Source organism: Arthrobacter humicola, assembly GCF_022803015.1.
Taxonomy (GTDB): Bacteria; Actinomycetota; Actinomycetes; order Actinomycetales; family Micrococcaceae; genus Arthrobacter; species Arthrobacter humicola_A.
In genome coordinates this window covers 311,890-335,350 of sequence record NZ_JAFKON010000001.1, presented here as the reverse complement: position 1 = coordinate 335,350, position 23,461 = coordinate 311,890, and the positions used below count along the sequence as shown (strand labels likewise).

Genomic DNA, 23,461 nt, shown 5'->3' with positions numbered 1-23,461 from the left:
AGGCGTCAGAACCTCAACCATCAGAAAAGGGCGGCGGTCACGGTCCGGGTGAGCTGCTGAATGATCTGGGTGCGGGGGCCCATATCGGAGTAATTCCTGCCGCGGGTGTACACGACGAACACGAAGGCCCGGCCGTCCTTGTCCAGGACGGCCGCGTCATGCAGGTTTCCGAACAGCAGCCCATACTTGTGGTGAACCCCTACTCCGGGCGGAACCGCCGGCGGGATCAGTGTCTCAAAGTTGGTGTTCTGCATATAGGACAGGAGCTGGGCGGTGTTGCGGGCATTGAGCAGCTGTCCCGTGTAGAGCAGCTGGAGGGTCCTGGCCATTTCTGTGGGCGTCAGCAGGTTGACCGTGCGGTCGTAGGTGATCCCGATCGAGGCGGCGTAATCCGTGATGCCCCGCGCGCCGACCGCCCGCAGGATCAGCGCCCACGAGTCGTTGTTGCTCTGCTGGACCATCCGGCGGATCTGGGTGCCGGCCGTCGAGTTGCCCATGGGGGCGGTCAGCGAGGCGCGGCCGGTCTCAACGAGGTGGTAATACGCCGACGCGGCCAGAATCTTTGCCGTGCTGGCGGCCACAAACTTGTCCTGGATCCCATAGCCGTGGACCACGCCGTCGGAGACATCGATCAAGGACACCCCCAGGGCATAGGCACTGTTGGCCGCGATGATCCCGTTGATCTGGCTGTCCAGTTCCGGGTCAATGGCCGGGACCGCGACGGCAGGCACGGCGGGGATCTCAGCGGGCTTCCCGGCGGCCGCCGAGACGGCGCCGGCCGCGGGCGAAGCAGTAGTAGGCGAAGCAGTTGCGGGCAGGTCAGATGCCGGCGGAACGGTCCGGCCGGCATCCGTGACCGGCGCCGTTGGCGTCGCTGCAGCGGCCGGCGGGTCAACGGGTAGCGCCGCCTGGACGCCTGCATAGACGCCGGCAGCCACAAGGGCAAGTGCGACGGCGGCCGCCGTCAGATACTGTCGCCGGGTCCTCCCCGCACGCCGGGCGAGGGACCGCGGACCGGGCCGGGAACCGTCGTTGGCCCGGTGCCCGCCGGAGCGGTAGTGGCGCGGCGCCGGTTCAGGCTTCGGGACCGGCCCCGTGCTGTTGTTCGAATCGTTCGCAGGCATCATGCTTCCCCGAAGGTGACTGACCGCGGTGGGGCCATAGACTTCCAGCATTCTTCCCCCTGGCGGCTTCCCGCGCAAGGGTACGGCTCCGGGAAAAAGTGGGTCTGCCATCCGAAGCAGCGGCGTACGCTGGTGAAAACGTAAGGAGCGGCGATGCGCAAAATCATCCTGGCCATGCAGGTGTCCCTCGACGGATTCTTCGAGGGCCCGGACCGCGACATCAGCTGGCACATGGTCGACGACGAGCTGCACCGCCATTTCAACCAACAGCTCAGCACGATGGGCGCCTTCCTTGACGGCCGCGTCACGTACGAGCTGATGGAAGGGTTCTGGCCCACCGCGGACCAGGACCCGGCCGCCGGCGCAGTGATGGCCGAGTTCGCCCGGATCTGGCGGGACATGCCCAAGATCGTCTACTCCCGGACGCTGACATCTGCCGCCTGGAACACCACCGTGGTCCGGGATGTGGTGCCGGAAGAAGTGCTGGCCCTGAAAGAGCAGTCGGGCGGGGACCTGGCCCTGGGCGGGGCAGAACTGGCCGACACCTTCCGGCGGCTCGGGCTGCTCGACGAATACTGGCTGTATGTCCATCCGGTCCTGATCGGACGGGGCCGGCCCCTGTTCAAGGCTGCGGACAGCATAGCCCAGCTCCGGCTGCTGGAGACGCGTGCCTTCGGCAACGGGGTGGCGCTGTTGCGCTACGCCGCGTAGCCGGCACGGATCATCCAGACGTAGCCCCTCGGCCGGCGCCGCGACACTTTCTTAAGCGTTTCTTAACGGGCTGGCGGAAGAGTGGGAGTCGTCGCCTGTCCGGGCGCCCTTGTCCCGAGCCGGAGGATCCCATGACTGGACCTGCCCCTGTTAAGAGCGATGCGCCGCTGGGCGGTGCTGGAGCACTCAGCCGAAGTGGAGCACCAAACCGTCCCGACGCCGTGCGCCCCGCCGCGGGTCCCCGGCTGTGGGCCCTCCCCCGGGTCCGCCACTGGCTAGTGCTGGGCGTCCTGCTGTCGGCCGCCGTCGTGGCATTGGGCCTGGCGGCGCAGCTGACACCCGGCTTCAGTGCCGCCGAGCTCGGGGTCGATCAGGACCTGAGCCAGCACCACGCCGCCGCCCTGACCGCCGTCGCGATGGCGCTGAATGTCGTGTTTGGCCCGGTGGCGGGCCTCGCGCTGATCGGCGCCGCGGCGCTGTACATCTGGCTGTTCCGCGGCGGCCTGGCCAAGGCGATTGCCTTCGGCCTCGTGGCATCATCCGGCTGGGTGGCAAGTGAATTCTTCAAGCTCCTCGTGGCCCGCCAGCGGCCCAGCCCTGCCCTGCTGTTCGATCCCCTGGCTCCGGAAACGGGTTCCAACAGCTTCCCGAGCGGCCACGTGTCCTTTGCGGTGGCACTGGGATTCGCAGTGTACTTCCTGGCCCGTGGTACCCGCTGGGCCAAGGTCACGGCCGTCGCGGCGGCGGTGATGGCCCTCGTCGTAGCCTGGTCACGGCTGTACATCGGCGTCCACTACCCCACGGATGTCGCGGCGTCGTTCCTGGCCTCGAGCGCAGCCGTGGTCCTGCTCGCGGGACTGTGGAACCTTCTCGCGCCACGGATAGCGGCGCGGATCCGGGCCCGTTCGGGCAGCCGGCCGCTGGGCGCCGAGGAGAAATGAGAATGCCCGTCCTGGACGTTTTTGCCTCCCTTCCGGCCGTCCACGCCGCCGGAACATTGTCCCTGCTGGACCCGGCAAGCCTGCTCGCCGGGTTGGGCCCGGCCGCACTGGGTGTGATCGCCGTGATGGTCTTCATCGAATCGGGCGTGCTCTTTCCCTTCCTGCCCGGCGACTCCCTGTTGTTCACCGCAGGACTTCTGCACCAGCAGCTGCAACTGGCGTTGCCTGTGCTGATCGGCGTCGTCACGGCGGCCGCGGTCGCCGGGGACCAGGTCGGCTACATGCTCGGACGGAAATTTGGCCGGCGATGGTTCAAGGACGACGCCCGGATCCTGAAGACAGCGCACCTGACCACCACGGAGGACTTCTTCCGCCGCCACGGCGGGGCCGCCGTCGTGCTGGCCCGCTTCGTCCCCATGGTCCGGACGTTTGCTCCGCTGACCGCCGGGACCGCGCGTTATGACTACAAATCCTTCACCCTGTGGAATATCACCGGCGCCGTCGCCTGGGCGGCCTCCGTGACGATGCTTGGCACCTGGCTGGGGCATTTTGACATCATCGCCAGGAACATCGACGCCATCGTCGTGGCCATGGTGCTCGTCTCCGTCGTGCCGGGGGTGGTGCAGCTCCTCAAACGCCGCCGGAACTCCCGCGGCGCAGGCGCAGCCGCAGACAAAGTCGCCGGCGACACGGCGGAAGAACCCGGGGCCGGACTGCGGACTGAGGAAATGGCCGCGGAAGAATAGCTGACATGACCTCCGCTGACCTTCCGTCCCTGCTGCTCGTCGAGGACGACGCCGTCCTGGGACCGCTCATCGCCGAGCTCCTGGACCCGGACTACCGGGTCCAGTTGGTCACCAACGGCCGCGACGGCCTCCACCAGGGGCTGACCGGGAGCTGGGACGTCATGGTGGTGGACCGCGGGCTGCCCGCCATGGACGGCATCGCCCTCATCACGGCTTTGCGGTCGAAAGGCATTGCCACGCCCATCCTGATCCTGACCGCGCTGGGCGATGCCGACGAAAAGGTCAGGGGCCTGGACGCCGGCGCCAACGATTACGTGACCAAGCCGTTCGACGCCGGCGAACTGGCAGCACGCCTGCGCGCACTGACGCGGACTTTCACTCCCCCGGCCCCGGCACCGGTGGCGATCGGGGACTGGGAACTGGATCCAACGCAGCGCTCCGTCCGTTCCGTCTACGGGCAAACGGTGTCACTGACCGCAAAGGAAGGCCAGCTGCTGGCAGCCCTTGCCGCGGAACCGGACCGCGTCTTCACCCGGGATGAGCTCCTCGCGGCGTGCTTCCACGCCTCGGAACAGCCCGGCGTGATCGATACCTATGTTCATCACCTGCGCCGGAAGATCTCCAAAGCCGTGATCCGCACGGTGCACGGCCTCGGATACCAGATCGGCGAAGCCCATGAGTGACGGCTGGCGGCCCGGCGGAAATCCGGACCACTCCATCCTGCGCAAGGCTTCCCTCAAGGTCGCGGTGCGGATCAGTGCTGCGTGCGCGGTCATGGTTCTCGGGCTGCTCGCCGCCACGGCGCTGTACCTCACGAACCAACTGGCCCATCCTGAAGTGCCGGGCTCGGCGACGGCCGGGACGGCCTACACCTACCTGGATTCCAAGGATGTCCTCGAAGCCATGATCATCGCCGGGGTAGCGGGGATCCTGCTGGCCGGCATCGTCGGGTGGCTCAGCGCGCGCAGCGCGATTCGTCCCCTCAGTGATGCCCTGGCAAGGGAGCGGCGTTTCGTCCAGGACGCCAGCCACGAATTGCGCACGCCATTGACCATCCTGGACACCAGGATCCAGCTGGCCCAGCGCAACACTGTGCCCGGCTCCAGGCAAAGCCACGACCTGGCCCGGATCCGGGAGGACGCCGCGACGCTGACAGGGATTGTCAACGAACTGCTCCTCGCGGCAACCGCGGGGGCCCCGGACCGCTCCGCGCCCCCTGCCGACCTCGCCGACGCTGCCGCCAGCGTCGCCGGCAGCCTCCAGCAGGTGGCAGAGCAGCGGCAGGTGCGCCTGGAATTCCATGCCGCTGCCCGGCCGCTGGCCCGGATCGAGAAGAATGCGCTGCGGCGTGCCGTGCTGGCCCTGGCGGACAACGCGCTGGCCCACACGCCTCCGGGCGGCCGCGTGTCCATCACGACCTCAATCGAGCAGAAGCGCGCCGTGATCACGGTGGCGGACTCCGGGACCGGAATCACCGGCGTCGATCAGGCCCGGATCTTTGACCGGTTCGTGCGGACGGCCGGCACCGGCACCTCACAGGGACAGCGGAGCTTTGGCATCGGCCTGGCCCTGGTCCGTGAGATTGCCGTCGCGGCCGGGGGCACCGTCGAGGTGGCCGCGACGGGCGGCGAGGGAACCGTCATGAAATTGACGCTTCCGCTCATGGGCAGCGGGAATCCCTGAGGACCCTGCGCCGGGGAAAGCTATGCCATCGGGATCCCGGACCTCCGAATGCGGAGACAGGAAAGACCGGCGGTCGAGTTGCCCCCAAGGGAACTCGACCGCCGGTCTTTCCGGACTGTCTGGCCCCGGGTCGGGGCCGTGCGGCTTAGGCGCGGACGAACGTCACGCCGCCGGTCGCGGTGAGCCAGGACAGCGGGTGGACCATGGTCTGGTTCTTGCCGTTCATGCCGCCACTGACCACCTGGCCGTTGCCGGCGTAAATGCCGACGTGGCCGGACTGGACCACCATGTCACCGGGCTGCGGCGTCGCTACAACGGTTCCAAGGCCAAGGAACGCGCGGGGACCGATGTCGCCAACGGGCTTACCCGCGGCGCCAAGGGCCTTTTCCACCATGGCAGTGCAGTCCTGGGTGATGCCCACCTGGCTGTAGGCGGCCGAGAGCATGATGGCGTTGCGTCCGCCCGCGGGCGCCGCGGCCGGCGCTGCTGCCGGAGCTGCTGCCGGAGCGGCCTGCACCTGGATGACCGGCTTGGCCGGAGCCTTGGCCGCCGCCGCCGGGGCTGCAGTGGGAGCCGGAGCCGGCGCGACGGGCTGTTCGATGACCGGCGCGGCAACAGAATCCACTGCGGGGCGCTCGAAGCTGATCTTGACGTTTGAATCGGCACTGACGGGGGCACTGACCTGTCCGGCGATGTCGACGTTCGACGCCGGAGCAGAGTCACGCTGCACGGGGGCGGTGGCGGCGTTGGCCGCCATTCCGCTGGTCAGGACCAGGCCGGATGCGGCGGCGAGGACGGCGGCATGGCGCGCAAAAGTATTGACTGAAGTCATGAAAAATGTAGCCTCTCCCAATGCCTGCGAGGTGAGCTGTCGGATTCGGATGGGAGGCACCCGGCCGCACTCCCGGGCCCGTCGTTGCGGGCACTGTGCGGCTTCACCCCAAGACCTGCATATCAGCAGGTCGAAAGTGGTTTCCCCGTCTCTGCCGGACGTTGATGCGAGTTACCCCCGGGCCGCGGCAGAGTTAGGCAATCGGCTGGGGAGCGCCCGTATCGGAGACAACAGGCACTCATCAACCGTAGCGCGAACCGCACCCGAAAGTCACATTCAGGTAACGGAGCCATGATGCCGGGCCGCAATTTTGCCCATAGGGCGGCGCCGTTTCCGAACATAGGATGATGCCATCAGCACCACCGGAAGCGGAGGCCCGAAAATGAACAGCCATTGTGTCGCCATCTGCCAGTTGAGCACTCAGCCCCAAGAGGATTTCGACGTCAACACCGAGCTGCTGATCCTCGACGGCGGGGACGTCCACGTGAGCACCTGGGACGCGGAACCGCGTGACGGGGGTTTCGACGAGCACATCCTCAATGACCGGGTGGACGCGCTCGGGTACATGGTTGTCAACGACTGGGCCTTCCTGGACGGCAAGGCCTACGCGGTGGTGGAACGGCGGTCAGGCCCGGCGCCGGCCGGCCGCCGAGAACCGTGACCTTCCTGTCCCTGGCGCTGATCGCCGTCATCGCCCTGGCCGGCCCCCTGCTGGCCCTGCCGGCGCGCTGGCACTTGCCTGTCATGCTGGGTGAGCTGCTGGCCGGCATCGCGATCGGGCGCTCAGGCCTGGCCCTGGTGGACCCCGCGGACCCGACGTTCACCCTGCTGGCCAATATCGGGTTTGCGCTGATGATGTTCGTGGCAGGCACCCACGTTCCCGTGCGGGATCCGCACATCCGTGGCGCCCTCGGCAAAGGCTCCCGCCGGGCGATGGTGGCCGCAGCGGCAGCGGTGGTGGTCGGAACCGGCATCGGTCTGCTGTTCGGGACTGGACATGCTCCCCTCTACGTCGTGCTGCTGGCGTCCTCGTCGGCAGCCCTGGTGCTTCCAATCGTCGATTCCCTGCGCCTCGGCGGGCCAGATGTCGTCGCTATGACAGCGCAGGTGGCAATTGCCGACACAGCCTGCATTGTGGCGTTGCCGCTCCTGGTGGATCCGCCCCACGCAGTCCAGGCGGCGCTGGGTGTCCTCGCGGTGACCGGGTGCGCGGTAGTGCTCTTTGTCGGCTTGCGCTGGCTGGAGCGCCAAGGAATCCGTCGGCGCGTGCACCGGCTCTCGGAAAGCCGCAAGTTTGCCCTGGAGCTACGGATCCAGCTGGCCGTGCTCTTCACCCTGGCCGGTGTCGCGACGTGGAGCAATGTGTCTGTGATGATGGCAGGCTTTTCTTTCGGCCTGGTGATGGCTGCGGTCGGCGAACCGCGGCGGCTGGCCCGGCAACTGTTCGCGCTCAGCGACGGCTTCCTGGGTCCGCTCTTCTTCGTGTGGCTGGGTGCATCGCTGACGCTCAAGGACCTGGCCGGGCACCCGGACATGATGGCCCTCGGCCTGTTGCTGGGGGCCGGGGCCCTGCTGGCGCACGCCGACCTGGCTTTCCTGGGACTCCCGCTGTCGCTGGGGGTGTTGTCAGCGGCGCAGCTTGGCGTACCGGTGGCTGCGGCGAGCATCGGCACGCAGCTTCAGGTCCTGCTCCCAGGCGAGGCCGCGGCCCTGCTGGTGGGAGCGCTTGTCACCATAGCCGCGAGCGCAGTCGCCGGGTCACGGGCGGCGAGGACTTTCGCGGTCCCGGCAAATGCTGGCGGCAAGTCCGGAAATTCCGGCAGCGCCGTCGAGCAGGGCGATCCGGGGGGTCCGACGGCCTGACAGTCCGAATGTCTACATGCCCGGACCAAAGCCGAGCCGGCGGCGAAGGTTCGGATCGTCATTCTCCAACGGATGTGAATTGCAGCTCCGGCCTCCGCTTTGCCATCTCTGCCAGGACCCGGGAGACGGCATCCCGGACAGCCGTGCCGTCGGCGTCGAACATGCCGCCCGGTTCGCCGAGCACCGCGTTGGCGTGCCGGACGAACCTGTCCCAGTCCCCCGCGCCCGCGCGCAGCGCCAGCAACGGCGAGAGAAGCGCGGCCCGGCGCAGCCAGGCATCGGGCTCGCGCACCCACCGGTCCAGCACGCTGTCGGCCCGCACCCTGGCCAGAACATCGAGTCCGTCCACCAGGGGTCCGACGACGTCGACGGCGAGCGGATCCACAAGGTCCCGCACCCGCGCCTGCCGGATGAAGCCCTCCAGCCGGGTGAGGTCGGAGTTGGTCAGCAGCTTCACGTTGGCCTGGAGCAGGACCACGGCGGCCAGCCGGCGCTCGAAAACCGGCGCAGGCCCCCGGCCGGAGCCTCCGGGCCCGGAGCCCCACAGTTCGGAACTCAGCAAAGTGACCTCATCGCGGGACAGCCCGGGATAGCGGCGGCCGGCATCCCGGACCGTGCCGCGCACGGCGCCCACGGACGTGCCGTAGAACCGGAGGCCGCTGCCCGCCGGCTCCGTTTCCAGCCGCGCCTGAAGCTGCTCAGCGCGGCGCCAGGAAGCTTCGCGCTGCAGCGAGAGGTCGATGAATTCGCCGGCATCACTCACCTGCCCATTCTTTCCCCTCGCGGCTCCCGGCGGAAACGCGGTGCCAAGCCGTCCTGGGCGGCGGGCCCGGACCATCTGCCTAGACTGAACTGGCAAGCCTCCGATCGAAAGCGGTTTACGCAACCATGCACACCAAGCTGACACTCGCCATCGCACTTTCCGCCATGACGCTGGGGGTGGCAGGGTGCGCCGCCCCTGCGCCATCTACCGCACCGTCGCCTGAGTCACCTGCGGCATCCGCGGCGCCGGCCCCTGATTTTGCTTTAGACATCACGGGGGCGCCCGGCCGGATCACCCAGGCCGGCCTCACGGTGCTGACGGCGGAGGGCAACGTGGACCACTATCACGCACATCTGGACGTGCTGAAGGAAGGCAAGCCCATCGCGGTGCCGGCAAATATCGGCATCACCGCCGGAGCTGACCACAGGGCCAACGGCATCTCAGCACTGCACACCCACGACACCACGGGCGTGGTCCACATCGAGTCACCCACCGCCGGCCAGGCCTTCACCCTCGGGCAGCTCCTGACGGAGTGGGGCGTCCTCGGTGGCACCGGCGCCCCCGGCACCGGTGGGGGTTCGCTGGAAGGCTGGACCGTTTACGTGAACGGCCGGAAGTTCGACGCCGGGATCCGGGACCTCCCGTTCAAGGCGCACGACGAGATCGTCCTGTCCTACGGCACCGCGCCGGCGACGATCCACGCCTCCTACGATTTCCCGCCCGGAGAGTGAGGTGACCGGAGAGTGAGGTGGCCGGAGGCGACGGCGGGCGGCATGCCCGTACCTGCACAACTGTGCAGCAGTCTCCCCACGCGACCCCAACTGTCACCATTTACCATTGCCGTCGAAAAATGCATGCACAAACGTGCATGTTGGAGCGATCCGCGGAGCACCTTCCCTAGCGTGAATTGAGAGACGTGAGTCGGATCACAACGGGGGCTGATCCCTACCTCACTTCCATTCCCACAGACCGTCACAGATGACGCGTCCAACCGAAGAGGTAATCCGTGCCATGCCCGAAAACGCCCGCAGCATTCGCAACGCTGGCAGCTGCGACCTTGGCGCTGCTTGGCGCATCCCCGATGGGTGTGCCGGCGGCCCAGGCCGACACCATTGACGTTTCGCCGCCCGGCGCGAATGACTGGTCCTGCAAGCCCTCGGCAGCCCACCCCTACCCGGTGGTCCTGGTGCCGGGAACCTTCGAGAACATGGCGAAGAACTGGGCGACGATGTCGCCGGCGCTAAAGAGCCAGGGCTACTGCGTTTTCGCGCTGAACTACGGTGCGACCAACGGCGTCGACGCCACGGGCCCGGTGGCAGACTCAGCCCGTCAGCTCGCCCCGTTTGTCGAGAAGGTACTGGCCTCGACGGGTGCCAGGAAAGTTGATCTCGTGGGCCACAGCCAGGGCGGCATGATGCCGCGCTACTACCTCGGATTCCTTGGAGGCGCGGACAAGGTGAACCACCTTGTGGGCATCGCCCCGTCCAACCACGGAACCCGCGGGCTCATCACGCCGACACCGGACGCCGTTCCGCCGGCCACCTCAGTGGGAGGGTCGAATTGCCAGGCCTGCGCCGACCAGCAGGCTGGTTCTCCGTTCCTCACCGAGCTCAACTCCATTGGCGACACGGTTCCCGGTCCGGCCTACACGGTGATCTCCACAACGCACGACGAGGTGGTGACGCCCTACCCCAGCCAGTTCCTCGCCGGCCCGGCCCAGCAGGTCACCAATATCACCATCCAGGACAAGTGCCCGGCAGACGTGATTGACCATGACCAGGCGCCCAACGACCCCGTCACCCAGCGTCTCGTGTCCGACGCTCTTCGTCAGCCGGCCGGCCGCCCGGGCAACCCGGCATATCAGCCCAGCTGCGTGTAGCGCGGCACCCCGGGCGGAGGCGGCGTGCGGAACGTCATGCATCCGGGAGGTTTGCGGGCCGAGGTAACGGTCCGGTAACGTTGGCCGCTGGCCGCGAGGCCCGGCCCGAATGCAGGGCCCCGGACCGCCCCTTTGCAGGGCCCCGTTGCGCCGTTCGGCGTCTGCTCGCCCCTGCATTGCTGCAGGGGCCGGATGAAACTTCCCGCATTATCCGCCGCCCTGGCAGCGTCGGTTGTGCGTGCCAGCCACGAAAGCCCGGAGGGGTCCGTTGTTCAATAAAACACCGCTGTTCAATAAATCAACGTTCAAAGATGCACGGCCGAAGGCACGCTCCACGGCACCACAGCTAAACAAAGTAGCGATTGCTCTGAGCCTGGGCGCACTGTCCCTGACCGGCTGCAGCGCCGGACCCGCGACGGGCGCCGCAGCAGTTTCACCGGCCACCGGGGCCGCGCATTCCGCTGCGGACTCCACGTCCTCGGCGGCAACCCAGGCCGCGCATCCTGCCGCGAAGGCCACGGCCCCGGTGGCCGCAGCGCCGAAGCCGGCGGTCCCCTCGGCCCCCAAGCCTGCCACTGGTACCGCCGGCCCACCTGCGGCTCCCGGAGCCGATGCGGCTCCCGGAGCCGATGCGGCACCTGCACGGGCCGCCGCGCCTGTTGCTCCGGCAGCTGGCGCCCAAGCGGCAGCCGCTCCGGCGCCGACGGCGGTAACGGCGCCCGTCGCTGCCCAGGCCGCCGTCGCCGCGACCGGCGACGGTTCCCAGGCCGCCACGGCACGGGGCTGGGGTGCGGTTGTCGCGGGTGACGAGTTCTCCAAGGCCGGCGCCCCCGACTCCACCAAGTGGAGCGTCTTCAAGGGATCCGGACATGCCGGCAACGGTGTCAGGAGCCCGCAGGCCTGGTCGGTTGCCAATGGCGTGGCCACGGTCAGCGGCGACTCGGCCGGCACCACGGGCGGCATGTCGGCCAAATTTGCCCAGCAGAAATACGGCAAGTGGGAGACGCGCATGCGGACCAACGCCCGGGACCCGGAGTACCACCCCGTGCTGATCCTGTGGCCCAACAACAACACCTCCCCCAACTGTGCCGAGATCGACTACGCCGAGGGCAGCACCAACACCGCACAGATCAAGTTCTTCCTGCACTATGCCTGCGGCGGCTCGAACTTCCAGACCACGGCGGCCAAGACGATCGACACGACGCAATGGCACAACTATGCAGTCGAGTGGACCCCGGCCGGCATCACCGGTTACATCGACGGCGTGAAGACCTTCTCCGACACGAACCCCGCGCACCTGCCCTCCGTGGGCATGCACCAGACACTGCAGCTGGACTGGTTCCCCGACGGGTCGGCCACCAAGCCTTCACAGATGCAGGTCGACTGGGTCCGCGTCTACAAGTAGGACCGGCAAATCGCCAGGCAGCCCCGCGCCGTATTGCGGCGCGGGGCTGCCTTGGTGTTGGCCGAGGACGCGCCGCTACAGGCGGCAGGACTCAAACCCCTTGAAGTTCCCGGCGGCTACCGCTGAGACCAGCATTGACCCGGCCGCCGTCACGGCGTCGATCACCGGAACCCCGAGCCGGCGGCGGAGCACGTCCGCCATGCCGATGCTGCTCAGGCCCGTGCTGGCCTGGACGATCATGTCGGCGCCGGCGTCAACCAGCATGTGGGCCGCGGCGAGGGCGTCGAAAATCCCGGCAGGCATGAGGAACGCGTCGGGTGTTTCGATCCTTCCCTGCCCGTCAATGAGCAGCATGCGTTCGCCCAGTGCATCCGAGATCGGGCCCGGTACGTGTGCGCCGAGACCCAAAACTCCAATCCGGCCGCCGAAGGTCAGAGCCGCGGCCGCGGCTGCGGAGCCCGCCCCGATGACCGGGATATCCACGGCTGCCCGGGTGGCGGCCAGCCCGGGGTCGGAGGCGCAGCTGATAATCAGGGCGTCAGCATCCCCCGCCATGACCCTCGCCAGCCGGACAACCTTGGGGGCCGCAGATTCGAGCGACGCCTGGTCGTAGACGCCGGACGGCTGGTCCGGAATACAGCGGGATGTGACGGTAAATCCGAATGCTTCCTGGAGGAGTTTCCCGTGGGCGTGGAGCAGGCGTCGGTCCGACGTCGTCATCACCCGGATCAGTCCAACACGCATGGCGTACTACCTTTCGAACGGATTCGTTGGTTCGAGGCTACCCGGCGAGTATTTCCGCGTCTTTTCGGGCAGATGACCAACACAAGCGCTGCAGCGGATACGCCCCGTGGCGCCGGCCGCCGTTAGCATTCCGCGGGCAGCGGCACGGCGCCTTGTGCATGAAACTTGGCGAAAACTTCGCTTCCGTGTGGGGTTGGCGGCCCGGCGTCGTTGTACGTTTGTCACGGTGGCCCGTCTTAGGACCCGGGTACAGTACCCGGGGATTGGGGGAAGGCGGCAGGCCGGTTCCGGACTCAGCCGGAACGATGACCAAAGGAACAGCCATGTCGGTGGAGCCGTCGTCCACTCCAGGACGCCTCGAAGAACAGGATCCCGAGAACCTGGTATCCGGTGCGGAACATGCCGCATCTGCCGCCGGAATCCGACATCAGGCCGCCAGAATCATTGACGCCGTCCTCGACGACAGCGCCCCGGAACAAGCCCGCGCACGGGAACTGCTGCGCCAGCAGCTGGCTGCCCATCCCGGACATCCGGAACGGGCGCTGCTGGAGCACCTTGCGGCGTTGAAGGCATTGGACGGGCACCGCGAAGGGGCGTCGGAGGCTGGCGGCCCGTTCCGGCCGGAATTTGCCTCGGGCGAGTAAGCGCAACGCTTACTTGTAAACGCGGATCCAGTCGACCTGCATCTGGCTGGGTTTGGTGGGCGTCCCGTTGGGAAACCAGTCCAGTTGCACCGTTTGGTGCATGCCTACCGTGGGCTGATGCGTCGGGTTCGTGTCCACAAACCACAAGGACCCATCGAGGTATCCGGTAATTCCGGCGGGGGTCCACTCGACTGCATAGTTGTGCCATTGCGTCGTGTCGATCGTCTTGGCCGCGGTGGTCTGGAAGTTCGGGCCACCGCAGGCGTAGTGCAGGAAGAACTTGATTTGGGCGGTGTTAACGCTCCCCTCTGCGTAGTCAATCTCGGCGCACGTGGACGAGATGTTGTTGTTCGGCCACAGGATCAGGACAGGGTGATATTGCAGATCCCGCTGTCCAATTTTCATCCTGGCCTCCCAGCGGCCGTACCGCTGCTGGGCAAACCTGGCGGACATGCCGCCAGTGGTGCCCGCGGCGTCGCCGCTGACAGTCAAGACCCCGCCGCCTACACCCAGCGCATCCGGACTCCGGATCCCCTTGCCCGCGTGCCCAGGGCCCGCGTAGACAGTCCATTTCGCGGGGTCAGGCGGCCCTGCATAATTAAATTCGTCGCCCGCCACCACCGGTCCCCAGCCGTGGCCGACGGCGGCCTGCGTCCCGTCGGAGACGGCGGCCTGCGTCCCGGGGGTCACGGCGGCCGCACGGTCTATCGCCGGCGCCCGCTCCCTGGACGCTGGTGCGGCACCACACCCGGCAAGGGCCAAGGCGCCTGCAGCGCCCAACGCCGCGGTCCTGCGGTTTGCGAACATCGCGTCTCCATCCGGTCGGGAGGTGTCTCCGGCGGCCCCGCCCTTACACGTAATTGCCAAACCAGGCGAGCGTGTCGTTCCATGCGGCCGTGGCCTGCTCCTGGTTGTAGCGCGGCCCGGTGTCATTGTGGAAGGCGTGGTCCACGCCGGGATAGATCTTGAGCTCGTTCCGGACATCAGTTTTGGCCAAGGCATCCCGGAGCGCCGGCATGGCGCCGGTGATCCGCTGGTCAAGTTCGGCGTAGACGCCGAAGACGGCCGCCTTGATGGCCGGGACCTTGTCCAGGTCAGGCGCGGGTCCGTAGAACGCCGAGGTCGCCAACAGGCCCGGGATCGCCGTCGCCGACTGCCACGTGATGCCGCCACCGAAGCAGAAGCCGTTCATGGCGATCCGCCCGTGATCAACGAAGTCCTGGGCGTTCAGGTAGTCAAAGCCGGCCGTGAAGTCGGAAACGTGACGCTGCGCCCCGGCCTGGGTCAGTGCTCCCGGGACAGCGTCCGGATCCATACCTGCGGTACCGCCTTCCCTGCTCAGCAGGTCCAGGGCCAGTGCGGCGTATCCGGCTTTGGCGAAGCGGCGCGCCACATCCTGGATATGCGGTGTCAGCCCGCGGTTCTCGTGGCAGACCAGCACGGCCGGCCCGGCGGCCCCATGGTCGGGCCGTGCGAGATAGCCGCTGATGTCGGTGCCGCCCGAGGCGAATTGCACGGTCGCCGTCGTGAGTCCGGCCGCGCCCTCCGGGACCGACAACGGGCTCTTGGCCCCCGGCACCGCGCCCGCGGACGCGGTGCCGGACCCCGGCGCGGACGAAGTCGGCGTCGGCATGGGGTCGGTACTGCGGGGAACCTCCTCGGGCGTGCAGCCCACCAGGAGCATCGCTGCCGAGGCCGCCGCCATGCTGCCGGTGATGAACGCCACCCGGCGCGTGAACGTGTGCTGGCTCATGGCGCCGGAGCGGTAGTCGTCGAAGAATTCCTCAATCAGGTACTTCTCAAACTTGCCAAGCTGGGTCATGGCGGGCCTCCTCAGTGTGCCGATCATCCTCCTCCGAAGTCAGATGTCCGGCAAGGGGCCTGCACAGGCCGGCCCGACGGCGCCACTTGCCAACAATGACGACGACGCCTCGACGCAGCCCCGGCACGAGGCCACAACGGTCAAACGCGCGCGCAGCCTTCTCCCAGCCGCCTGAGGCCAGCCATTTCAGTCCTCGGGTTCCGGGGGCCGGGCAGGCCGGCGCCCCGACAGCGTCTGGACTGCCTCTGCGATGCCCTCATCCCCTCGTTCGATCTCTTGCATGTAGAGTCTTCCGCTCGTAATGAGGCCGTCCTCGATCTCGAAGATCGTCACCCCGCGCATGTCGAAGGGCCGCCCATCAGTCCGGGTGCCGGCCCAGGTCCATTCACTCCACGTGGTATTACCGTCGTCCACGGAGCGGAGCACTTCTGCGTGAAAATCGGGAACGCCAGCGAACATCGCTGCCCAGTTCGCGTGCATCTGCGCCCGTCCCACAAATGCCCTGCCCGGGTGGACCGGCTGCACGCTTTGGTACGACTCATGGAACAACGCGGCCGCTGCCTCAAGGTCGTGGACATTGAACGCAGCAAGCAGGCGTTGGATATATTGGCTGACGTGATCACTCCTCGGTGTGGCGGAGCTCGTGCTCTGTTTCATGCACAGCCCCATTAACGGGCCCCCACTAGGGCCGGGATCCGGCCAGCCCGCATCGTCAATCTACGCCTCCGCCGTCGCCCGGTTCCCGACCGACTAGGTCTGGCCGCACAGGTCCGGACCGATCGGGCCCAGACCGGTGAGGTCCAGGCGCCAATCGGTCCGGGAATTCCTGAACTGACGCGGGCACCGCTAGCCAGTAACCTTGTAGGTGCTCGAATTCCATGTCAGGCGGCCGCGTTGAAAGTCCGAGGCCCGGCCGACAGAAACGGCATACTCGTCCCGGGTCGGATAGCCCAGCCGGCTCCTCTCCCAGCCGAGGGAGGCCCACCTCGCCCGGATCGCACCCAGCACATAGTGCGCCCCTGACTTCGGCGACCAGAAAATCGAGTTTCCACCTCCGCCGGAAAAGTGCTGGTACTGCCCCACGCCATCAGCGGCGCCCCTCTCGTCTGTGGTCGGGTAGCCCAGGCCCGTCTCCCAGCCCACGGCCGCCCACTTGGCCCGGATCGCACCGAGCACATAGTGCGCCCCGGTCTTCGGCGACCAGAAAATCGAGTTTCCACCTCCGCCGGAAAAGTGCTGGTACCTCCCCACGCCGTCAGAGGAGCCTCTTTCGTCTGTGGTCGGATAACCCAGGCCCGTCTCCGCGCCCACTGCCGCCCACTTGGCCCGGATCGCACCTACAATTGCGTGTGCCTGGGTCGATTTCGACCAGTAAATCGAGGACCCGCCCGAACCGGAAAAGTCGCTGTACCGCCCCACCCCGTCCGGACTGCGCTTCTCATCCGTGATCGGATAGCCCAGGGCCCCTGTCTCCGCGCCCAGCGCCGTCCATTTGGCCCGGATCGCACCGAGGACAAAGTGGGCCCCGGTCGTCGGGGTCCAGTAAATCGAGGACCCGCCCGCCCCGGAGAAGTGGTTGTACCTTCCCACTCCGTCCGTCGAGCCCTTCTCGTCGGTCGTCGGGAAGCCGAGCACGCCCGCGGCAGCGCCCGCAGCCTTGTAGCGTTTGTAAACCTCTCCACGTACCGAATGTGCCCCGGTCGCCGGGGACCAGCAGATCACACCCTTCACATAGTCCTGGCACTTCCCTCCAGCAACGGGATACTCCAAAGTCAGCGACCGGCCAAGGTTCGACCGCGGGTCGCCCGCACCGATTTTCCACGCGTAGGCGGCGATGGGGTCGTCGGTGCCCTTCCCGGTGAGCATCACCTTCAACGCACCCTGGCCGTCGTCCGCCGTGATCAGGTAGTAGGTTTCCGAAGTTCCCGCCTGCCCAAAGGCCGTCGGCGTGAAAGTTACGCTCTGGAAGGCGGATTCGCCCGCAGGAATCTTCAATCCCTCGGCAATGGGGGTGGTGGTTGAAAAGACCCCCAACGGCGCTTTCGCCTTGGTGATCGTCATGGGTACGTTACCGGTGTTGGTGATCTGGAATGCCCTGGTGGCGGAGGTCCCCACGGGGACGTCACCAAAGTCCAGAGTGCGTGGCATCTGCAGGTGCGCCGCGCCCGAGACGGCGGTCGCGGTCACCTTCACGGTTACCGACCCGCGGTCACTGGTGACGACGAGCGTGTCGGTCACGGGACTCGTTGACGTGGGACTGAACGTCATGGACACTGCCACCGACGCGAGGGGCTGGATGGTCTGCCCCACGCCCGGCACCGTGGCGGGGTCGACGCGGAGCTGTGCGTTGGCCGGCAGCGTGACCCCGGTGATCCTGGCGACGGTTGTGCCGGTGTTGACGATGTTGACGGTCTGCCGGCTGATCGTTTTTGTCGGGACGTCGGTGAACTGCACCGTGGCCGGAGTCGCGCCCAGGCCCTCCTTCGTGCCGACGCCGTGGACGCCGAGGAGGTCGGTTTCGCCGTCGGCCGTTTTGACCGTCAGGGTGCCGTCCGCCTGGCCTGGAACGGTCGGCGAGAAGCTCACGGGTACCGTCATGCTTGCGCCCTTGGCCAGGTTCCGGGGCAGCGTGAGCGTGGTTCCGATCTTGAACGGGGCGCTTGTTGTGATGGAGCTCACCGTTACCGCCCGTGACGCGGTGATCGTCACGTTCCCGGTCACGGTCTTCCCCACCGCGACGTTGCCGAGGTCGGTGTTCTTTGCCCCTACCGCTGATGTTGTCGGGGCGCCGAAACCCAAGACCTGCCCGTCCCGGGTGCCCACGTAGACGCGGCCCTTATCAGTGGCCACCGCGGAGAACTTGGCCCCTATGCCCAGGGGGGCGCTGAACACTTCCTTGAGGTTCCCGGTGTTGTCCGGTATCGCGCGGTAGGCGCGCAGTTCGGCGCCGGCTCCGGTGCCTCCGCTGACATAAACCACCCAGACCAGGGCGGAGGACCCGTCCTTGCCGGAGGACGTCACCACCGGCGAACCGGAGCTGAACCCGAACGTGCCGGCGGAGGTCCCGACGGCGGCGAGGCTGACCCCGCCCGAAGCGCCTGGGACGATCTTGAAGGCGCGAAGGTACCCGTTGTTTTCGACGACATAGAGGTAGCCACCGTTGCTTGTCCCGAGAAACGCGGGCTTTCCCCACACTCCGCTGTACGGACCGGCCTTGTCCAGGACGGCGTCGGTTCCGCCAGGCCCCTGCGCCATGCCGCCCAGGTTGTCCCGGTCCAGAAGGTACATGTGGCCGTCTTTGCCGATTTGGGCCATCAGGTGCGGGTGCGCTGCGGTGCCATAGCCGTCCGGGATCCCGACGGGAGCGCCGGACCCCAGATCGGCGTCGTTGCGGTTCAGTTTCGCGTTGTCGGCCGGGCTGAAGAAGTCGGTGGCTTTCAGGTTGCCGTCACTGCCGACCCGGAGCCGGACCACCGCCTCCGCCAAGGTGGTGGGCGGCTTCGATCCCGGGCCAGGATTGGGTGAAATTCCGTTTCCCGTGGTGAACAGGATTTGACCGGGACCGTCGGACACGAGTCCTCCGCCGGATTGCCAGATCCCACCCTCCGCATTGGCGTTGCCGGATTCGGTCGCCCACATTGTGGTCTGCCGGCCCGCGGTAGATACGCCGACGACGTAGCCGACGAAGGGCGTGTAGTCGCAATGGCTGGCAAATCCCGCATACACGACCCCGTTCATGAGCAGCAGCCCGGGGCGCTGCATCGCGGTCATGGCATTGAACGGGCGGCTGGGGTCGTTCGTCGGCGCGCCATCGATGACGACGGGGAAGCCGGGCTTCTCCACCCCGGTGGCCACATCGAGGGAATGCATGTACCAGTGCGGGAGCTGGGCCGTCGCCCCGTCGTTGGCCTTCGACAGCAGGAAGACACTCTTCGTAGCCGGGTCGTAAACGGGGGTGGACGTGATTCCGATGTTGGGCGTGAGGTCACTGCAGCGCACCGTCGACGCCGGCCACGACGGTCCGAGTTTGCGCGACCACTTGGCCGCACCCGTCGCGCTGTCCAGACCGTAGACGGCATTGTTTTCCGTCGCGGCAATCACGGTCGTGCCAACCACGAGAGGCTGGGCGTAGACCTGCCCGTCCACTTTTGCGGAGAACAGTTTGCCGAAATTTGAGGATGCGACAGCCGACGGCGAGAGTCCGGCCTCGTCCTGGTCCCATCCGGTCCTCAACGAATCGTGGGCGATGGTCCCCACGTCCGCGACGGCGGTCCCACCGACGGACAGCCCGGCGAGGGCGAGCGTCGCCGTCAGCAGGGACGCCCACGCGCCGCGGGACCACCCGCGTCGTCGGGGCTCAGTGGCGTGGATCCCGGCCGCCTGCTGCCGCCGGAGATGCGGTGCCCCACCCGTATGTCCACCGCGCAGTCGGCCCTGGAATTGGCCGGACGACACCCAAGATTCTGTTTGATCATGCATGGCTGAGACCCGTTTCTGACCACTACATTGACTTTATTAACCCAGTACTTTGGAGCCTAGAAGCGGGGTGTGATGAGCGCGCGAGTGGAGGCTACTCGACTTTTCGACGGCGATTCCCGTTTTCTTCCGAGTGCTACTTGCACCGTCGGCGGGCGCGCCCGAGTGACTACTTGCCGGGCCGCGGAATCGCCCCAGCATTCCGGCCCGGGCCGCGGAATCGCCCCAGCATTCCGGCCCGGGCCGCGGACTGCCCCGGCGTCGCGTTAGGCTCCCCCCATGTCGCCCGATCGATTCCTTGCCGAACTGGCCCACTCCCTGGACCACCTCGGCACGCTCGCCCGGCAGCCGCGGGGCACGCTTGCCGGCGCCGTTCCGGCGTGCCCCGCCTGGACGCTCGAGCAGCTCTTCGGGCATCTCGGCTCAATCGAGAGGTGGGCAGCCGGGGTGGTCCGGACGGGCAGCTTTGTCCAGGAACCTGCACCGCCGGCCGAGGGCGCCGCGGCCTGGTTTCTGGCGGGCACCGCACCCTTCCTCGAGACAATGACGGGCCTTGATCCCGAGAGCGAATGCTGGACCTTTGGCCCGCCGCCGCGCACCGCCCGGTTCTGGCTTCGGCGACAGGCCCACGAACATGCCATCCACCTGGTCGACGCCTGCCAGGCGCTTGGCCTGGAGATCCCCGCGCTGGCCGACAACTTCATGCTCGACGGTGTCGACGAGGTCCTGGCGATGTTCGCGCCGCGGCAGCTGCGGCTGGACCGGATGGCGCCCCCGGACAAAGCTGTGACCTTCCAGGTGCCAGGGGCCGCCAGCTGGACACTGGGACCTGGTGCCGCCGTGGCCTTGATTTCCGCCCCAGTGCCGGTCATGTATCTGGGTCTTTGGGGTCGATCCAACCTGGCAGAGAACGCCGTCATTGAAGGTGACGCCGCCGCGGCCCTGCGTGTGCTTCGGGGTCCGCTCACACCGTGAGTTCCGGCATCGGGATTAGGATACGAACACGTCCCGCGAAGCCGTGGACGCTCCACGAGCCGCACGATGCTTTCGTGAGCGCATGGTCGAAGGGAACCCAAACGCATGTCAGAGCAGGCCACACCCGGCACCGCAGGTCTCTCCACGCCCCGGGCCAGATGGGGAATTCTCGGCACCGGGTTCATCGCCGGGCTGCAAACGCCGGACCTGATCGACAACGGCTCGGTGGTCCAGGCCGTCGGCTCCAGGACCATGGCATCCGCGACCGAGTTCGCGGCCCGGTTTCAGATCCCCACGTCCCATGGAAGCTACGCGGACCTCGTGGCCGACCCGGACGTCGACGTTGTCTACGTTTCGACGCCGCACCCGTTCCACCACGAGAATGCGCTGTTGGCCCTTGACGCCGGTAAACACGTGCTGATCGAAAAGCCCTTCGCCATGAACGCCTGGCAGGCCCGTGAGATCGTGGAGCTCGCCGAGACGAAAGGGCTGATCGCCCTTGAGGCCATGTGGACCCGCTACCTTCCGCACATGGTCCGCATCCGTGAGCTGATTCGGTCCGGCGCCCTGGGCGAGGTCCGCACAGTGATCGCTGACCACAACCAGAATCTGCCCAAGGATCCGACGCACCGCCTCAACGACCCGGCGCTGGGCGGCGGAGCGCTCCTGGACCTGGGCATCTACCCCGTCTCCTTCGCCTTCGACGTCTTCGGGGCGCCGACCGGGATTCGGGCAGCGGCCAGCATGACTGAAACCGGAGTTGACCGGCAGACCGCGATGATCTTCGAATACGGTGGCGGGCAGCAGGCCGTGCTGCACTGCGCGCTGGACACGGCAGGACCAAACCAGGCCTCGATCATCGGAACCGAAGGCCGGATCGAGATCCCGTCAGTCTGGTACACGCCGTCGGCCTTCACCAGATACGACGCCGACGGAAACGTCGTCGAGCGATTCGATGAACCCGTCACCGGCCGCGGCATGCAATACCAGGCGCAGGAAATGGAGCGGCTCATTGCGGCCGGCTCCATGGCCACCGACATCCTGCCGCCCCGGCAGAGCGTTCAGGTCATGGAGGCCATGGACGAAGTTCGGCGCCAGATCGGCCTCGCGTACGCCAGCGACGACAAGGACCACGGGCGCGCCTAGTACCGGTGCTGGGGCGGCCCCAGTTTCCATGAGAGGCACCGCCGCCGCTCACCCTCTCCCGATCAGCCCGGCCACGCGATCGAGTTCTTCATCCAGATTGTAGAAATGTACCGCCAGCCGGATTCTGCCCTCCCGGACCGATGCCACCACGTTGGCCTGGCGGAACCGCGCCAGGACCGCCTCGGTGTCTGTCACCGGCACGGAGAAGATCGTGGAGCGGTGCTGCTCGGCGAACGGCCTGAACGCGGAACCCTGCGCCGCCAGGGCATCCTGAAGACGCAGGGTGAGCCGGACGTTGCGATCGAGCAGGGCCCCGATGCCGAACCTGCGGAAGATGCCGAGCGCCGCCTGCTCGGCCAGGGCTGGAAACCAGGCCAAGGAGGCGTCGAGCTTCGAGGCCGTGGGTGAGAGGTCCATGGCCGGTCCGTAGAAGCTCTCGGCCGGGTTGCGCGCGGCCTTCCAGCCGGGACCGACGGGCTGGATCCGGTCAAGCAGCCCGCTGCGGACATAGAGGTAGCCCATGCCCCTGGAGCCGAGCAGGAACTTGTGGCTCGCGGCGGCCAGGAAATCCACGCCGTCGCGCACGACATCCAGGGGCACCGCGCCCGCGGCCTGGCAGGCGTCGACGAAGAACCAGGCGCCGGAGCGGGCCGCAACCTGGCTGAGTGCGGCCAGGTCCGCCCGGTAGCCGTTGGCCGAATGGACGGCACTCACTGCGATGAGACGGGTGCCGCCGTCGGCCGCCTGGCCAAATTCCTTGGCCGTCATGCCGTCACCGCCCGGTGCCACGGCCCGGACCTCGTAGCCGCGGTTGCGGAGCAGGAGCCAGGGGTAATAGTTCGAGGCGAATTCGTTCCCGGCAACCACGACGTTCTCGCCGCGCTTCGCCGGCGGCAGGTTGGCGGCTACTATCCCGGCGGCTGTGCTCACGGCCGGGACGATCGCGATCTCCCCCGCCGTTGCCCCGACGATCTCCGCGAATATGGTGCGTGCCTCCTCCCCTGCCCGCTCGGCATCCATCCAGTCGAACCTGCCGGCGGACCAGCGCGCGACGGCCAGTTCGTAGGCCTCGCGGGCGGGTGCACAGCCGACGTTCATCGAGGCGGTGTTGAGATAGATGGTCTCCTGCAGGCCCGGGAAGAGTCCGCGAATATCGGCCGCCTGCATGGCAGGGACCTCCTAGCCGTGCCCGCGCGCGGAGTCCAGGCCCTTTGCGTAGGCCGCCTGCCCCACGTGCTGGAGGCAGTCGGCAACCGTGCTGACCAGCCGCACCCCGAGGGTGACGGGCGGGTCCCAGCGGGTATCGACGATCCGGTCGAGGTCGTCGTCGCCGAGGTTCTCCAGGAAGTTCACGGTCTGCCGGTGGACGGCTTCGTAGTATTCGAGCAACAGTTCCGGCGGTGCCTGCACCGCGTCTACTTGGCCGCTCGTATGGCCGTAGCCGGTGTCCCGTTTGGAGAGCGGCAGGCCGAAGCGGGCGGCAAACCCCTCGGAGGTCCACACCTGGTCCAGGCCCGCGGCGGAGGCGACTTGCGCGTCCTCGACCCTGCTGAGGTGCCAGATGAGCCAGGCCATTGAATTCCCGTTGCCTCCGGGCCGTCGGAGCAGGGTGGCATCATCCACCCCGGCCAGGGCCGCGTCCACCGTCTCACGGATCCGGCCGAAGGCATCCAGCAGCAGTTCATTGGATTTCATCGCGTCCCCTCC

23 protein-coding genes and 1 riboswitch are annotated in these 23,461 nt (G+C 67.5%); of the genes, 13 read left to right on the top strand and 10 right to left on the bottom strand.

Features of this window, described 5'->3' with window-relative positions:
* Positions 1-20: 20 nt before the first annotated feature.
* Positions 21-1,127 carry a serine hydrolase gene (locus tag ARTB_RS01485; protein WP_243177307.1) on the bottom strand — a complete coding sequence of 369 codons (1,107 nt, stop codon included), beginning with the start codon at positions 1,125-1,127 and terminating at the stop codon, positions 21-23.
* 150 nt (positions 1,128-1,277) lie between these two features.
* Here ARTB_RS01485 and ARTB_RS01480 point away from each other — a divergent pair, with 150 nt between their 5' ends.
* From ARTB_RS01480 to ARTB_RS01460, 5 genes are all read left to right on the top strand, one after another.
* On the top strand, positions 1,278-1,835 hold the full coding sequence (locus tag ARTB_RS01480; protein ID WP_243177306.1) for a dihydrofolate reductase family protein: 558 nt from the start codon (positions 1,278-1,280) through the stop codon (positions 1,833-1,835).
* A gap of 131 nt (positions 1,836-1,966) precedes the next feature.
* Complete coding sequence (locus ARTB_RS01475) at positions 1,967-2,776, top strand: phosphatase PAP2 family protein (protein ID WP_243177305.1); 810 nt, start codon at positions 1,967-1,969, stop codon at positions 2,774-2,776.
* Positions 2,777-2,778: 2 nt separating this feature from the next.
* A complete protein-coding gene (locus ARTB_RS01470; protein WP_243177976.1) occupies positions 2,779-3,522 on the top strand; it encodes a DedA family protein in 744 nt (247 codons plus the stop codon).
* 5 nt (positions 3,523-3,527) lie between these two features.
* Positions 3,528-4,205 (top strand): response regulator transcription factor, encoded by a 678-nt coding sequence (locus ARTB_RS01465; protein WP_243177304.1) that lies wholly within the window; start codon positions 3,528-3,530, stop codon positions 4,203-4,205.
* Entirely contained in the window at positions 4,198-5,205 is a 1,008-nt protein-coding gene (locus ARTB_RS01460) for a sensor histidine kinase (protein ID WP_243177303.1), read from the top strand. Before ARTB_RS01465 ends, ARTB_RS01460 begins: the two co-directional genes overlap by 8 nt.
* 145 nt (positions 5,206-5,350) lie before the next feature.
* Here ARTB_RS01460 and ARTB_RS01455 read toward each other — a convergent pair whose 3' ends face one another.
* Positions 5,351-6,037, bottom strand: coding sequence for a hypothetical protein (locus tag ARTB_RS01455; RefSeq protein ID WP_243177302.1), 687 nt, complete (start codon positions 6,035-6,037; stop codon positions 5,351-5,353).
* A gap of 7 nt (positions 6,038-6,044) precedes the next feature.
* Positions 6,045-6,247, bottom strand: a riboswitch (cyclic di-AMP (ydaO/yuaA leader).
* Between the two features lie 202 nt (positions 6,248-6,449).
* Here ARTB_RS01455 and ARTB_RS01450 point away from each other — a divergent pair.
* Together ARTB_RS01450 and ARTB_RS01445 are read left to right on the top strand one after the other, a co-directional pair.
* Positions 6,450-6,698 (top strand): hypothetical protein, encoded by a 249-nt coding sequence (locus ARTB_RS01450; protein ID WP_223916806.1) that lies wholly within the window; start codon positions 6,450-6,452, stop codon positions 6,696-6,698.
* Positions 6,695-7,900: a cation:proton antiporter gene (locus ARTB_RS01445; protein WP_243177301.1), complete on the top strand. Its 1,206-nt coding sequence runs from the start codon at positions 6,695-6,697 to the stop codon at positions 7,898-7,900. Before ARTB_RS01450 ends, ARTB_RS01445 begins: the two co-directional genes overlap by 4 nt.
* A gap of 58 nt (positions 7,901-7,958) precedes the next feature.
* Here ARTB_RS01445 and ARTB_RS01440 read toward each other — a convergent pair whose 3' ends face one another.
* On the bottom strand, positions 7,959-8,663 hold the full coding sequence (locus ARTB_RS01440) for a DNA alkylation repair protein (protein ID WP_243177300.1): 705 nt from the start codon (positions 8,661-8,663) through the stop codon (positions 7,959-7,961).
* A 125-nt stretch (positions 8,664-8,788) separates the two neighbouring features.
* On the opposite strand from ARTB_RS01440, the gene ARTB_RS01435 reads away from it, so the two are divergent.
* The 3 genes from ARTB_RS01435 to ARTB_RS01425 all read left to right on the top strand — a co-directional run bounded on the left by ARTB_RS01435 (position 8,789) and on the right by ARTB_RS01425 (position 11,947).
* Positions 8,789-9,394, top strand: coding sequence for a hypothetical protein (locus ARTB_RS01435; RefSeq protein WP_243177299.1), 606 nt, complete (start codon positions 8,789-8,791; stop codon positions 9,392-9,394).
* Positions 9,395-9,744: 350 nt separating this feature from the next.
* Positions 9,745-10,542 carry an esterase/lipase family protein gene (locus ARTB_RS01430; protein ID WP_243177975.1) on the top strand — a complete coding sequence of 266 codons (798 nt, stop codon included), beginning with the start codon at positions 9,745-9,747 and terminating at the stop codon, positions 10,540-10,542.
* 268 nt (positions 10,543-10,810) lie between these two features.
* A complete protein-coding gene (locus tag ARTB_RS01425) occupies positions 10,811-11,947 on the top strand; it encodes a glycoside hydrolase family 16 protein (RefSeq protein WP_243177298.1) in 1,137 nt (378 codons plus the stop codon).
* A gap of 75 nt (positions 11,948-12,022) precedes the next feature.
* Here ARTB_RS01425 and ARTB_RS01420 read toward each other — a convergent pair whose 3' ends face one another.
* Positions 12,023-12,691 carry an aspartate/glutamate racemase family protein gene (locus ARTB_RS01420; protein WP_243177297.1) on the bottom strand — a complete coding sequence of 223 codons (669 nt, stop codon included), beginning with the start codon at positions 12,689-12,691 and terminating at the stop codon, positions 12,023-12,025.
* A gap of 305 nt (positions 12,692-12,996) precedes the next feature.
* Between ARTB_RS01420 and ARTB_RS01415 the strand changes: the two genes are divergently transcribed.
* Positions 12,997-13,335, top strand: a complete 339-nt coding sequence (locus ARTB_RS01415) for a hypothetical protein (protein WP_243177296.1) — start codon at positions 12,997-12,999, stop codon at positions 13,333-13,335.
* Between the two features lie 9 nt (positions 13,336-13,344).
* On the opposite strand, the gene ARTB_RS01410 is transcribed toward ARTB_RS01415, so the two are convergent.
* The 4 genes from ARTB_RS01410 to ARTB_RS01395 form a co-directional block, all read right to left on the bottom strand.
* The gene (locus tag ARTB_RS01410) at positions 13,345-14,142 is read right to left on the bottom strand and encodes a glycoside hydrolase family 16 protein (protein WP_243177295.1); all 798 of its coding nucleotides are present in this window, start codon (positions 14,140-14,142) and stop codon (positions 13,345-13,347) included.
* Positions 14,143-14,185: 43 nt separating this feature from the next.
* Positions 14,186-15,157 (bottom strand): dienelactone hydrolase family protein, encoded by a 972-nt coding sequence (locus tag ARTB_RS01405; protein ID WP_243177294.1) that lies wholly within the window; start codon positions 15,155-15,157, stop codon positions 14,186-14,188.
* A 186-nt stretch (positions 15,158-15,343) separates the two neighbouring features.
* Positions 15,344-15,814: a nuclear transport factor 2 family protein gene (locus ARTB_RS01400; RefSeq protein ID WP_243177293.1), complete on the bottom strand. Its 471-nt coding sequence runs from the start codon at positions 15,812-15,814 to the stop codon at positions 15,344-15,346.
* Between the two features lie 189 nt (positions 15,815-16,003).
* A complete protein-coding gene (locus ARTB_RS01395; protein WP_243177292.1) occupies positions 16,004-19,612 on the bottom strand; it encodes a choice-of-anchor D domain-containing protein in 3,609 nt (1,202 codons plus the stop codon).
* 300 nt (positions 19,613-19,912) lie between these two features.
* Between ARTB_RS01395 and ARTB_RS01390 the strand changes: the two genes are divergently transcribed.
* Positions 19,913-20,608: a maleylpyruvate isomerase family mycothiol-dependent enzyme gene (locus ARTB_RS01390; protein ID WP_243177291.1), complete on the top strand. Its 696-nt coding sequence runs from the start codon at positions 19,913-19,915 to the stop codon at positions 20,606-20,608.
* Between the two features lie 105 nt (positions 20,609-20,713).
* A complete protein-coding gene (locus ARTB_RS01385) occupies positions 20,714-21,754 on the top strand; it encodes a Gfo/Idh/MocA family protein (protein WP_243177290.1) in 1,041 nt (346 codons plus the stop codon).
* Between the two features lie 48 nt (positions 21,755-21,802).
* Here ARTB_RS01385 and ARTB_RS01380 read toward each other — a convergent pair whose 3' ends face one another.
* A complete protein-coding gene (locus tag ARTB_RS01380) occupies positions 21,803-22,921 on the bottom strand; it encodes an aminotransferase class V-fold PLP-dependent enzyme (protein WP_243177289.1) in 1,119 nt (372 codons plus the stop codon).
* Between the two features lie 12 nt (positions 22,922-22,933).
* Positions 22,934-23,449 carry a mycothiol transferase gene (locus ARTB_RS01375; protein WP_243177288.1) on the bottom strand — a complete coding sequence of 172 codons (516 nt, stop codon included), beginning with the start codon at positions 23,447-23,449 and terminating at the stop codon, positions 22,934-22,936.
* Between the last annotated feature and the right edge of the window lie 12 nt (positions 23,450-23,461).